Here is a 12,084-nt window from a genome sequence, read left to right on the forward strand (position 1 = left end):
GCCTCCTTCCTGGAACGCGCCGCCGCGCTCAGCCCCGACCGGTTCGACCGGGCCCGGCGGGTGCTGGCCGCGTACGACGCCCAGCTCGCCGCGGGCGCCCCGGCCCGGGTGCCCGCCCTGCTCGCCGCCGCCGCGCTGGAGCCGCTGGACCGGTTGCAGCAGGCCGACGCCAGCCGGCTGCGGGCCAGGGCGTCCTCCCTGGCCAACCCCGGGCTCCGCGCGATACCGCCCCTGCTCGCGGCGGCGGACCGGCTCAGGGAACTCGACCCCGTCGCCGCGCGGGAGACCTACCTCGCGGCGTTCGGCGCGGCCAGCTGGGCCGGCCGGCTCGACGCGGGCGGGCTGCGGCGGGCCGCCGAGGCCGCCCAGGGCCTGCCGCCCGGCGAGGAGACGGCCGGAGTCTTCCTGCGTGCCCTGGTGGCCTGGACGGTCGACGGGCCGGTCAAGGCCTTCCCGCTGATGGGGCGGGCCCTGCGCGCCGTCACCGACGAGGATCTGGCCGTCCTCTGGCCGGCCGCGAACGCGGCCGTGGAGCTCGGCGACCTGGCGGCGTGGCTGGACGTCACGGAGCGGGCGGTCCGGTTCGCCCGGACGACGGGCGCCCTGTCGATCCTCTCGACGGCGCTGCCCTTCCGGGCGGCCTCGATGGGCTACGCGGGGCGCTTCCCCGAAGCCTGGGACCTGCTGGCGGAGGGGGCGAACACCGAGGACGTCACCGGCGCGGCGACCCGGATGGCCACGACGGGCCTGCTGAGCGCGTACCGGGGGCGGGAGCGGCCGGCCCTGGACCTGTTCGAGTCCATGGAACGGGAGGGCGAGCAGCGCGGTCTGGGCCGGTTGATCGCCATGGCGACGTGTGCGCGGGCGGTGCTCCACAACGGCCTGGGCAACTATCCGCTCGCGATGGAGGCGGCGCTCCGGGGCCTGGAGTACCAGGACCTCGTCGTGCACCACTGGCTCTGCCACGAGCTGGTCGAGGCGGCGACCCGGGTCGGCGACCGGGCCGCGGCGGCGCGGGCGCGCGAGCGGCTGGCCGACTGGAGCCGGGCCGGCACCCCCTGGGCGCTGGGCGCGCATGCGCTGGCCGACGCCCTGGCCGGGGAGCAGGGGCAGGAGCAGGGGCAGGGACAGGAGCAGGAACAGGCCGAGGACCGTTTCCGTGCGGCCGTCGACCACTTCGGCCGGGGCGGGGTCGGCGTCCTGGAGGCCCGCGCGCGGCTGCTGCACGGCGAGTGGCTGCGCCGCCGCGGCCGGCGGGCCGAGGCCCGCACCGAGCTGCGGACGGCGTACGAGGCGTTCGTGGCGATGGGCACGGAGGCGTTCGCTGAGCGGGCCCGGCGGGAGCTGCTCGCCACCGGCGAGACCGTCCGCCGGCGGACCGTCGACGCGCCGGCCCTGACGCCGCAGGAGACCCAGATCGCCCGGCTCGTGGTCGCCGGGCACTCGAACGCGGAGATCGGCGCCCAGCTGTTCATCAGCCCCCGGACGGTCGAGTGGCACCTGCGCAAGGTGTTCGCCCGGCTGGGCATCGCGTCCCGTCGCGAACTCGACGGCGCGCTGTCCGGCGGATGACGAGCGGGGGTTGTTGTTACCCCCGGTCACAGCCGGTCGGCGTCCAGCACGGCCTGGGCGAAGGCCGTCGGGGCCTCCTGGGGCGCGTTGTGCCCGACGCCGGGGAGCACCCGGTGCTCGTACGCGCCGGTGAAGAACCTCCGGTAGCCCGTGCCGTCGGTCGAGGCCAGGAAGGGGTCGAGGGCCGGGTCCAGGGTGATGGTCGGGACACCGATGGTCGGCCGGGCGGCGAGCAGCGTCTCGTAGCGGTCGTAACACCGTTCGCCGTCGGCCAGGCCGAGGCGCCAGCGGTAGTTGTGGATCACGATCGCGGCGTAGTCGGGGTTCTCGAAGGCCGCGGCCGTGCGCTCGAAGGTGGCGTCGTCGAAGTCCCAGGTCGGGGAGACCTCGTCCCAGACCAGCCGGCACAGGTCGTGGCGGGACCGCCGCTCCTCCATGGCCCGACGGCCGCGCTCGGTGGCGAAGTAGTACTGGTACCACCAGGTGTGCTCGGCCTTCGGCGGCAGCGGGTTCCGCTGCGCCTGGACGTCGGTGATGAGGTAGCCGCTCACCGACACCAGGGCCTTCACCCGCTCCGGCCAGAGGGCCGCGAGGATGTCGGCGGTGCGCGAGCCCCAGTCGAAGCCCGCCAGGACCGCCCGGCGGATCCTCAGCGCGTCCATCAGGGCCAGGATGTCGAGCGCGATCGCGGACTGCTGCGCGTTGCGGGCCGTCGCCGGGGAGAGGAAGGCGGTGGTGCCGTGCCCGCGCAGGTACGGCACGATCACCCGGTAGCCGGCGTCGGCCAGCAGCGGGGCCACGTCCGCGAAGCTGTGGATGTCGTAGGGCCAGCCGTGCAGGCAGATGACCACCGGGCCGTGCTCGGGGCCGGCCTCGGCGTAGCCGATGTCGAGCACGCCGGCGCGGACCTGCTTCAGCGCGCCGAACCCGGTGTGCGTGCCCGGGGCGACGGCCGGGACGACCAGGCCGGGGTGGCCGGGCCCGTCGGAGGCGGAGGAGGCGGTGGAGGAGGAGGCGGCGAAGGCCGCGGGCGTGCCGGTGGCGCCGACGGACGCGGCCACGGCGCCCACGCCCAGACCGACCGCCTTGGAGAACGTACGCCTGTTGATCATGTCCGATCCTTCCTGAGCGCCTGCTGACGCTCGACTGTCGCCCCACCGGGGCGCGAGCACATCGGTCACTTGACGCCGCGACATGCGGCAGTGGGCCGGTCCGGCGGGTTCAGTCATCCGACTGTTCCGCCGGCGCCGGCGGTCGACGACCCTTGGAGGGCGTCCCCACGACGTCTCCGGGCGGGCCGTCCGTCACACCGGCGCGACCGCCTCGGTCCGGCTGAGGGCGTCGCGCAGCGCCGCCCGGGTGGTGATGCCCAGCTTCGGGAAGACCCGGTACAGGTGCGAGCTGACGGTGCGCGGCGACAGGTGCATCCGCGTCCCGATCTCCTTGTTGGTCAGCCCCCCGGCGGCCAGGTCGGCGATCCGCCGCTCCTGCCAGGTCAACGGGACGGGACGGGGCGTCGAGGCGCGCGGTACGGCCCCGGCGGCCCGCAGCTCGGCCCGGGCCCGCTCGGCCCACCCGGCGGCCCCGAGCCGCTCGAACGCCTCGGCGGCGGGGACGAGGTGGTGCTGCGCCGTCACCCGGCCGGACACGTGGCGCACCCGGATGCCGTGGGCCAGCCGGATCCGGGCCAGCTCGAACGGGAAGCGGGCGGCGTCCGGGTGCGCGACGGCCCGCGCGAACATCTCGGCGGCCTCCGGCTCGCTCTCCGCGGTCATCGCCAGCGCGCCGTAGGTGACCAGCGCCAGCCGCGGGGACAGCTCCGGCAGTCCGGCGTCGCGCGCGGCGAGGGCGTGGGCCCTGGCCTGCTCGACCCGGCCGGTGTGCAGGGCGGCCTCGACGAGGTCGAGCAGGGTGCGGGAGGCCTGGTAGGTGTAGCGGCGGAAGGTGCCCGGCGGCGTGATGCCGATGGCGTACAGGTAGGCGGCCTCGTGGTCGCCGGCGCTCAGCGCGGCGGTCGCGCCGGCCGCGTCGGCGAGCTGGGTGAGGAACCCCACGCCGCGCGGCCGTGCCCAGGCGTCCACCTCGGCCCGGAGGTCCCGCGCCCGGGCGAGCTGCCCGCGCAGCGCCGCGAGCTGGGCCAGGTAGGCGCGGCTCTGGGCCGCGAACAGCGCGTGCCCGTGGTCTTCCGCGAGGTCCAGCACCCGCTGCCCGGTGGCCTCGGCGCTGTCCCACTCGCCGACCGCCAGCTGGTCGAGCATGATCAGGTGCAGCATGACCATGCCGCTGGCCACGGCCCCGGTCTCCAACTCGCGGTCCACGACGCGCCGCAGGTGCGGGCGGTACTGGCCCAGCAGGTCGAGGTGGTACGCGGAGACGGCCAGCCGCGTCACCTCCCAGGGCTCCAGGACCGGCAGGTCCGCGGTGGCGCGTTCCACCGCCGCGGCGCACCCGGTGCCGTGCCGGACCACATCGCTCCAGGCGGCGCCGTGGATCCGGGTGCGGCCGGTGACGCGGTCGCCCAGCGAGGCGAGCAGCGCGTGGGCGCGCTCCCAGGCCGGGCGCTCCCCGGCGTACTGACTGATCGCCAGCAGGAGGGTGACCAGCCGGGCGAGGACCTCGTCGGACCCGCCGCTCCCGGCGTCCCGCAGCTGCTCGATCGCGGCCGTCACCTGCCGCCCGGTCGACCGGACCTCGCCGTCCTGGTAGAACGCCTGGTAGGCGGAGGCCAGGACGGCGGCCGGCGGCGCCGCCCGACCGGGGGCGGAGGCGGACACCACGAGCCGCTGCGCCTGGCCGAGGCGGCCCGCGTGGCCCGCGACGAACGCCGCGTCCGCCAGCCGCCGGGACCGTCCGGAGTCGTCCTCGCTCAGCTCCGCGGCGCGGGTCAGCCAGGCCACGGCCGTCAGCGCGCCGCCGCGCCGGGTCGCCGACCCGGCCGCGGCCTCCAGGATCGCGGCCACCTCCTCGTCGGGGTCGACGGTGGCGGCGGCCAGGTGGGTCGCCCGGCGTTCGAGGTGCTCCCGGTGGACCAGCGCCAGCGCCAGGTGGGCGGAGCGGCGCTGGTCGGCGGTGGCCATCCGCACGACGCCGGAGCGCACCAGCGGATGCCGGAAGGTGAGGTCGCCGGTGCCCGGCTCGACGTCGAGCAGCCCGGCGGCCACGGCCTCGTCGGCGTCGCGCATCCGGTAGCGGGCGCCGAACGGGCCGCCGGTGGGGACGGTGGCGACCCCGTCGAGGGCACCCAGCAGCAGCTCGGCCCGTACCCGCTCGCCGAGGGCCGCGATCCGGGCCCCGTACAACTGCTGCAGCCGCCGGGGCAGCGGCACGCCGTGCTCGCCGACCAGGGCGTCCACCGCCCGGTCGTCCGCCCGGCCGTCCGCCCGGTCGCCGAGCTGGGCGGGCAGTTCCAGCAGCGCCAGCGGGTTCCCCCGGGCCTGCTCCAGCACCGTCCGGCGGACCTGCCGGCCCAGTCGCGGGTACCGCCGGTCCAGCAGCAGCGCGGCGTCCTCCGTGCCGAGGGCGGCGACGGACCGCTCGGGAAGCGCGGCGGTGTCGAACCGCGAGGCCGTGTCGGAGCGGACGGCGATCAGCAGCCGCACCGGGCTGCCGGCCAGCCGCCGGCCCACGAAGCCGCAGACGTCGGCGCTGGCGTCGTCCACCCACTGCCCGTCGTCCAGGACCACCAGCAGCGGCCGCCGCGCCGCCGCCAGGGAGAGCAGGCCGAGGACGGCGATGCCGAGCCGCATCACCGACGGCGGCTCCTCCTCGGTCCGGCCGAAGACGGCGTCGAACGCGGCACGGGTCCCGTCGTCCAGGCGCGCGACCTCGCCGAGCAGCGGATGGAGGAGCTGGTGCAGGCCGGCGTAGGGCAGCGCGGACTCCGCCTCGACGCCGGCGGCGCGGACGACGGCGTGGCCCTCCCGCTCCGCCAGCGCGACGGCGTGGCCCAGCAGGGACGTCTTGCCGACGCCCGTCTCCCCTCGGAGCACCAGGGCCCGGCCCGCGGTGGCCGTCACGAACGCGGCCAACTCGGCCTGTTCGCCCGCCCGTCCCACCATCGGCACGGTGCTGGATTCCATGTCCTCCCCTTCTCTTGGACAGCCGCTTCGACAGCGGTCGTCCTGGTGATGATTTCTTCGACCGCGATCAGATCCCTCGCGGCGGCTCCGCCGGCTGGACGCCGGACCGGTCGTCCCGGTCGCCGGGCCCCTCCACGTGCAGCTCCGGCAGGCCCGCGAGGAGTCGGACGACGGCCGGCGCGGGCCCGGCGGCGGAGGCCGACACGGTGAGGACCAGGGCGACCGGCGCCACCCTGGCCATCGGTCCGGCGTCCAGCCGGCGGGCGACGAACGCGAGGATGGCCACGGACCCCCGGTCGAGCCGCTGCACATCGTCCACGAGGCAGACCAGCGGCTCGGCGGCGGCGGCCTCGGCGAGCAGGCCGAGCACGGCCAGCCCGACCAGCAGCTGCCGGGGCGCCTCGCCGCCGCGGGGGCCCAGCGCCGCCGACAGGGCGGACCGCTGTACCGCGGGCAGCGGGCCGAGATGACTCAGCAGCGGTCCGCAGAACCGCCGGAGCGCCGCGTAGGCGATCCCGGCCGCGCCCTCCACCCCGGCCGTGCGGACGAGGCGGCCGGGTGGAGCGTGAGCGGTCAGATGGTTCAGCAGGGCGGTCCGGCCGGTCGCGGACTCCCCGCGCAGGACCAGCGCGTGTCCGAGTCCGGCCCGCACATCGAGCAGCAGCCGGTCGAGCACCTCCCGCTCCCGGGCGTACCCGGACGGCGGGGGCGACGACGGGTGACCCGCCGTCATCTCTCAGCGGCCTTCGTGACCGGGCTCCGTCACCGGGTGTCAGCCGTCGAGGCCGGCGCCGCGGGCCAGGTGGGCGGCGTACCACGACGGCCAGTCCGGATCCTTGTGGCCGAGCTCCGCCTCGTACGCGCCGTGGGCGAGCGCCGCTACGCGCAGCGCCCGCTCAAGGTCGGCGGCCGAGCGGTGGACCACCTGGTCGATCCGGCCGGGCCGCCGCGTCGTGACCTCCTGTAGCACGAAGGTGTTGCCGTCCGGGTCGGCGAACGACGCGAACGAGCCGTAGGACTGCCGGGCCGGGTGCGGGCCGGGGACCCGGTCGGTGCTGCCGGCGTGGTGGAAGACCCCGCCGGCGTCGTGGAACACCTCGCTGACGTCGACGCCGCGGGCCACCAGCTCGGTGCGGGCCGCGAGGATGTCGTCCACGACGAGGTGCACGCCGTGCTCGGACCCCGGCGCCGCGTCGGTCACCCCGCTGCCGATGACCAGCGACGCGGCCGAGCCGGGCGGGGTCAGGTGCACGATCCGGAACCCACCCGGGCCGGTGAAGTCGACGTCCTCCCGGAAGCCGATCCGGGTGTAGAACTCCTTGGCCCGGTCCACGTCCGAGACCGGGACGACCACGACCTCGATCCTGAAATCCACCATCGTCAGCTCCTTCGCCGCGGTTGTGGACGCTGATCGGCGTCCACGACCACCATCCCGGGAGCACCGGCCCGTCGCCCCAGGGTCGGACACTGGTGGTGACGCGGGCCCGTGTCCACCGGGGGCCCGGGCGGGGCCCCCGGGGTACGGGAACGCCCGTTCGCCCGCAGGGCCTGCGGGCGAACAGGTGGGCTGGATCGGCGGGTGGATCAGTCCGGCGGCTCGTGGGGTGCGTCAGCCGGCCGGCGGAACCGCGGCGGTCAGCCGGGCGAGGCCGTCGACCACGTCGGTCGGCCGGTGCCGTAGGTGGTGGTGCCGGCGCTGGCGGTCGGCGCCGGTGCCCAGGCGCCGCAGGCGGTCAAGACCGGCCTCGACGGCGGCGAGGTCCCCGGCGGCGGCCAGGCCGGGCGCGGCCCGCTCCAGCAGTCGGTTCACCAGGGCGGCCGTCGGCACCGGCGAGCCGGTGAACGGGTCGAGCCCCACGCCCGTCGGCCCGGTCCTGGCCGCTTGCTGGTGGGCGGCGACCATCCGGTCCTGTGGCACCGGCGCCAGCGGCAGCCCGGCCCGGGCCTCCTCCAGCAGGACGCCCGCCAGACCGCGCAGCAGCGCGGCCAGCAGCAGGACGGTCTCCAGGTCGGCGTTGACGTCGGCGACCCGCACCTCCAGCGTCGGCAGGTGCTCGGACGGCCGGGTGTACCAGTAGATCATCCGACGGTCGACCAGGGTCCCGCGCGCCACCAGGGAGTCCGCGAGCGCCTCGTAGCCGGGCTCGTCCAGGACCGGCGCCGGGCCGGCGGTGGGCCAGCGCGCCCAGCGCACCGACCGCCAGCTCGCGAACCCGCTGTCGCGGCCCGCGTCGAACGGCGAGTTGGCCGCCAGCGCCTGCACCACCGGCAGCCAGGGCCGCAGACGGTTGCCGAGGGCCAGCGCGAGGCCGCGCTCGATGGTGCCCAGATGGACGTGGCAGCCGCACAGCGCCGCGCCGTAGCCGCCGACCGCGCCGGGGTGGCGCGCGGCCATCCGGTGGTAGCGCGGGTTGTCGGTGAGCAGGGCGGGCTCCGGCCCGGTGAGGACCGGTGCCCCGGAGGCGACCAGCAGGCAGTCCGCGTCGGCCGCCGCGGCGACCAGCACGGCGCGCAGCCGGGCGAGGTCGTCGCGCAGCTCCTTGATCCGCAGTGCCGGCCGGGTGCAGGTCTCCACCTGGGCCTGGAGGAACTCCGGCTGCACCTGGTCGCCGAGCGTCGTGGCCGCCGCCGCGATCACCCGCGGGGCGCGGGCGGCGGGCAGCCTGGTCCGCCGGTCCACCAGCAGGAACTCCTCCTCCACGCCGACGGTGGGCACCGTCCGGGGCGTCGGGTGCGCGGTCACAGCCGACTCCTCCCGGCCTCCCGGACCAGCACGGCGCCGGCCGCCGCGCCGAGCAGCCCGGAGGCCGCCGCGAGCAGGCCGTGGTGCTGGGATGCCCACAGCTGCGGGCTGTGCTCGCGGGCCTCGTCGTCGAAACGGCCGTGCGCGCCGTGGTCCAGCACGTCGTCCACCGGCCTCCAGAGATTGGCGGGGTCGTCCGCGCGGTGCGGGCGGTCCTCGTGCTGGGCGGCCCGGCCGGTGCGGGCCAGACGGCGGTCGAGCAGGCCGGGCGCGACGGCGTTGGCCAGTAGGGTGGCCGCCGTGCTCGCCCCGACCCAGTACTCGCGCCGGCCCGGGTGGTCGGCGGCGTAGCGGATCGCGCGGGCCGCCAGCTCCGGCTGGTACACCGGCGGGACGGGACGGGCCCGGCCGGGCAGCCGGTTCAGCACCCAGTCGAACTGCGGGGTGTTGACGGCCGGCAACTGCACCATGGTGACCCGCACGCCCGAGTGCGCCGCGAGCAGTTCGCAGCGCAGCGCCTCGTGCCAGCCCTGGACGGCGTGCTTGGCGCCGCTGTACGCGCTCTGCAGCGGGATGCCCCGGTAGGCGACGGCGGAGCCGACCTGGACGATCGTGCCCCGGTCGCGGGGGAGCATCCGGTTCAGCGCCGCGCGGGTGCCGTTCACATACCCAAGGTAGGTCACTTCGGTGACCCGGCGGAACTCGGCCGCGGTGATGTCGGGGAAGGGCGCGAACACCCCGGTGAAGGCGTCGTTGACCCATACGTCGATCGGTCCGAACTCCTCCTCGGCCCGGGCCGCGACGGCCTCGCACGCCTCGGCGTCGGCGACATCGGCGGGGACGGCCACGGCCCGGGTACCGGCCGCCTCGGCCTCCGCCACGGCGGCCCGCAGCCCGGCCCGGCCGCGCGCGGTGAGCACCAGCCGGTCACCGCGCGCGGCGAACTCCCGCACGCAGGCGCGGCCGACCCCGGCGCCGGCCCCGGTGACGACGACGGTGCGTGGTGCTGGACGGCGGTGGTTGGTCATGGCGTGCGTGTTGCCGGGTGGGCGGGTGCGAAACGTCCCGCGCGGGGCTTCCGGGTGGTTCAGCCGGCCGGCGGCCGGTGCGCGGGGCCGTTGTGCCGACGCAGCTGGAGCACCGGCAGCAGCAGCCAGCAGGCCGCGAACCAGGCCATCACCGCGCCCGCGATCCAGGCCGCCGCGGCACTGCCGGTGGCCACCCGCAGCAGCAGGAGCAGCGCCGCCCCGACGGTCAGCGCCAGCAGCACCAGCCCGATCGCGACCAGCCGCGCCGCGGCGTCGACCAACTGCGGCTTGCGGCGGCGGCCGGCGAAAAGACGATGGTAGGAGACGGGGGCGGTGAGGGCGCCGGTGGCGAGCGCGCCGAGGACTACGGTGACCACGAAGAGGCCCCGGTCGAAGTCGCCGAGTTCGGTGAAGCGCGGCATGAAGACGACGCTCAGCAGGAAGCCGAACAGGATCTGCGAGCCGGTCTGCGCGACCCGGACCTCCTGGAGCAGGTCGACCCAGCGCCGGTCGGCGCGCTCCTCCGGGGACTCCCGCCGCCCGGTCCGGGCCGGGGCGGCGTCGTCCCGCCCGGTCGTTCCCGAGGCCATCCGGCTCACCTCCGCCGCGTGCGGGCTCCGTTCCGTACGCCCTCGCCGCTCGTCCCCGGCCGGGGAGCGGGGGCGGCTGGTCCCCCCGGGTCCCGCTTCGCGTGTAGCCGGACCGGGCCCGGGCAAACGCGGGGCATGGACGAGACGACCCGGATGCCGCCGGAGCCGGCCCGCCCGGCACCCGACCGCCCGGCCCGCGCCGTCCGCGCGACCCGCCCCGCCGCGCGGCATCATGGTCGGGACGGCACGAGGCCGTTCCGACCGGACCGGGAGCCAGCCATGCATCTGCCCGCCGGGGAGGCCGGGGACGCCGGGAAGGCCGGAGGCGCGGGGGCCACGGAGCGGGAGCCACCGGGCGCCTACCGGCCGGGGGAGCTGCGGATCGCGGTGCGCCGCGCCGGCCCGGTGCGGATCGTGTCGGTCGGGGGAGAGCTGGACCACGACTCCGCGGACGGGCTGCGCACCGCGCTGTCGGTCCCGCCGGAGGGCGGTCCGGAGGGCGGTCCGGACCGGATCCTGGTGGATCTCGCCGAGCTGAGCTTCTGCGACTCCACCGGCCTGAACGTCCTGCTCAGGGCCCGGCAGGACGCCGAGCTGGCCGGGGTGCGGCTGGAAATCGCCGGGCCGCGCCCCATCGTGGTCCGGCTGTTCGCCGTCACGGGCGCGGACTCCGTCCTGCGGATCCACCCGAGCCTCGACCTCGCGCTGTCGGCGGACGGCGGCCGGGCCGCCGCACCCGACCCCGGTGACCCCGGTGACTCCAGCGGCTCCGGCGGCTCCGGGCCGACGGCAGGTGAGGGCCCGTGATGACCCGCCCCGAGACCGTTCCGGCGCCGGACCGGGACCAGACCCGGCGGCTGGCGCTGAGCACCAGCGCGGGCGCCGTGCAGCAGTGCCGGGACTTCAGCCGCCAGGCGCTGCTCGACTGGCACTGGCTGGCGGTCGACGGCGACGGGTGGCCCGACGACGAGCAGGTGGCCGTCTTCGAGGACGTCCTGCTGATGGTCTCCGAGCTGGTCACCAACGCCTGTCTGCACACCCCCGGCGGGCCGCGCGAACTGCGGCTGCGCTGGGACACCGTCCGGCTGCTGGTCGAGGTCAGCGACGGCAGCCCCGTCCCGCCGCAACTGCGCCCGTTCGCCGACCCGGGGCTGCCGGGCGGCCACGGGCTGCGGGTGGTGGACCGGCTGGCCCGCGCCTGGGGCTCGCGGCCCGAGGACGGCGGCAAGTCGGTCTGGCTGGAGGTGTCGTCCCCCCTGAACCACCGGGCGTAAGCCTCGCCCCCCTGAACCACCGGGCGTAAGCCACCGGGGCCCCTGAATCACGGGGTCCCGGTGGGGATCGGCGCGTCCATGCGCGGACGGCGCGCTTCAGCTGTCGGCCGGGAGCGGTTCGGGCGGCGGGCCCGGGTCGGGGTCCGGCGGCGGGAACGGCGGCACCGGCGGCGGCACCGGGTCCGGCAGCGGACGCGGTGCGGGATCGGGGTGCGGGAACGGTTCGGTGTCCGGATGGACGGGTGGCGGGACGGTCATGGCGGCCGTGCCTCCTTTCCGGTGTTTCCGGTCGTTCCGGTCCGTCCGGGCGGGCCCGGCGTTCCGGTACGCCCGGGTGGGGCCGGTCCGAGCGGGGTCACCCGAACGGGCCTACCGGCCGAGCGCCCGGGCCAGTTCGTGCTTGTTCATCTTCGAACGGCCCTTGATGTTCCGGTGCTTGGCCTCGTTGTACAGCTGGTCGTAGGTCGGCCCGCCGGCGCCCCGGTGCGAGCGCAGGCCGCCCCGACGGCCGGAGGAGATGTCCTGGACGGACGTACGGCTGGCGGTCCTGGACTCGCCGTGCCGGGCGCGTTCCTTGTTGACCGTCCGGGCGGCGATCTCCTCGGCCCGGTCCTCGCTCTCGCCGCGCTCCAGCGCACTCTCCTTGATGTGCTCGTACTGGCGCTCCCGCTTCGGGCTCGATCCTCGGGGCATGGCGGGGTGCTCCTTTCGGGATCCGCGTCCTTGCCGCAGGGCGTCTACCCGGTCGCACGTCCGCAAACCGCTCCGGGGACCCGGCCCGCGAACCACCGGTGGACC

At 76.6% G+C, this 12,084-nt stretch carries 12 protein-coding genes; 3 read left to right on the top strand and 9 right to left on the bottom strand.

All coding sequences use genetic code 11. The features are described from left to right. Positions 1 to 1,572 (top strand): LuxR C-terminal-related transcriptional regulator (locus ACFP3U_RS12735; RefSeq protein ID WP_380225547.1); only part of this gene is annotated, 1,572 nt, incomplete at its 5' end. 26 nt (positions 1,573 to 1,598) lie between these two features. On the opposite strand, the gene ACFP3U_RS12740 is transcribed toward ACFP3U_RS12735, so the two are convergent. From ACFP3U_RS12740 to ACFP3U_RS12770, 7 genes are all read right to left on the bottom strand, one after another. After that, the gene (locus ACFP3U_RS12740) at positions 1,599 to 2,684 is read right to left on the bottom strand and encodes an alpha/beta fold hydrolase (protein ID WP_380225548.1); all 1,086 of its coding nucleotides are present in this window, start codon (positions 2,682 to 2,684) and stop codon (positions 1,599 to 1,601) included. A gap of 192 nt (positions 2,685 to 2,876) precedes the next feature. Beyond that, positions 2,877 to 5,651 (bottom strand): ATP-binding protein, encoded by a 2,775-nt coding sequence (locus tag ACFP3U_RS12745; RefSeq protein ID WP_380225549.1) that lies wholly within the window; start codon positions 5,649 to 5,651, stop codon positions 2,877 to 2,879. Between the two features lie 67 nt (positions 5,652 to 5,718). Next, on the bottom strand, positions 5,719 to 6,384 hold the full coding sequence (locus ACFP3U_RS12750) for an ATP-binding protein (RefSeq protein ID WP_380225550.1): 666 nt from the start codon (positions 6,382 to 6,384) through the stop codon (positions 5,719 to 5,721). A 39-nt stretch (positions 6,385 to 6,423) separates the two neighbouring features. Continuing rightward, positions 6,424 to 7,029, bottom strand: a complete 606-nt coding sequence (locus ACFP3U_RS12755; protein ID WP_380225551.1) for a VOC family protein — start codon at positions 7,027 to 7,029, stop codon at positions 6,424 to 6,426. A gap of 231 nt (positions 7,030 to 7,260) precedes the next feature. Further along, on the bottom strand, positions 7,261 to 8,394 hold the full coding sequence (locus ACFP3U_RS12760; protein ID WP_380225552.1) for a carboxylate-amine ligase: 1,134 nt from the start codon (positions 8,392 to 8,394) through the stop codon (positions 7,261 to 7,263). After that, on the bottom strand, positions 8,391 to 9,422 hold the full coding sequence (locus tag ACFP3U_RS12765) for an SDR family oxidoreductase (RefSeq protein WP_380225553.1): 1,032 nt from the start codon (positions 9,420 to 9,422) through the stop codon (positions 8,391 to 8,393). The genes ACFP3U_RS12760 and ACFP3U_RS12765 overlap by 4 nt, the downstream gene beginning before the upstream one ends. A gap of 59 nt (positions 9,423 to 9,481) precedes the next feature. Next, positions 9,482 to 10,012, bottom strand: coding sequence for a DUF6328 family protein (locus tag ACFP3U_RS12770; protein ID WP_380225554.1), 531 nt, complete (start codon positions 10,010 to 10,012; stop codon positions 9,482 to 9,484). Between the two features lie 279 nt (positions 10,013 to 10,291). On the opposite strand from ACFP3U_RS12770, the gene ACFP3U_RS12775 reads away from it, so the two are divergent. Both ACFP3U_RS12775 and ACFP3U_RS12780 read left to right on the top strand, forming a co-directional pair. After that, complete coding sequence (locus ACFP3U_RS12775) at positions 10,292 to 10,819, top strand: STAS domain-containing protein (RefSeq protein WP_380225555.1); 528 nt, start codon at positions 10,292 to 10,294, stop codon at positions 10,817 to 10,819. Beyond that, entirely contained in the window at positions 10,819 to 11,286 is a 468-nt protein-coding gene (locus ACFP3U_RS12780; RefSeq protein WP_380225556.1) for an ATP-binding protein, read from the top strand. Before ACFP3U_RS12775 ends, ACFP3U_RS12780 begins: the two co-directional genes overlap by 1 nt. Positions 11,287 to 11,382: 96 nt before the next feature. Here the strand turns inward: ACFP3U_RS12780 and ACFP3U_RS12785 are convergent, their stop codons facing one another. Together ACFP3U_RS12785 and ACFP3U_RS12790 are read right to left on the bottom strand one after the other, a co-directional pair. After that, positions 11,383 to 11,544, bottom strand: coding sequence for a hypothetical protein (locus tag ACFP3U_RS12785; protein ID WP_380225557.1), 162 nt, complete (start codon positions 11,542 to 11,544; stop codon positions 11,383 to 11,385). A 111-nt stretch (positions 11,545 to 11,655) separates the two neighbouring features. Continuing rightward, positions 11,656 to 11,979 carry a plasmid stabilization protein gene (locus ACFP3U_RS12790; protein WP_380225558.1) on the bottom strand — a complete coding sequence of 108 codons (324 nt, stop codon included), beginning with the start codon at positions 11,977 to 11,979 and terminating at the stop codon, positions 11,656 to 11,658. Positions 11,980 to 12,084 lie beyond the last annotated feature (105 nt).

The sequence above is a fragment of the Kitasatospora misakiensis genome, assembly GCF_042656005.1.
Taxonomy (GTDB): Bacteria; Actinomycetota; Actinomycetes; order Streptomycetales; family Streptomycetaceae; genus Kitasatospora; species Kitasatospora misakiensis.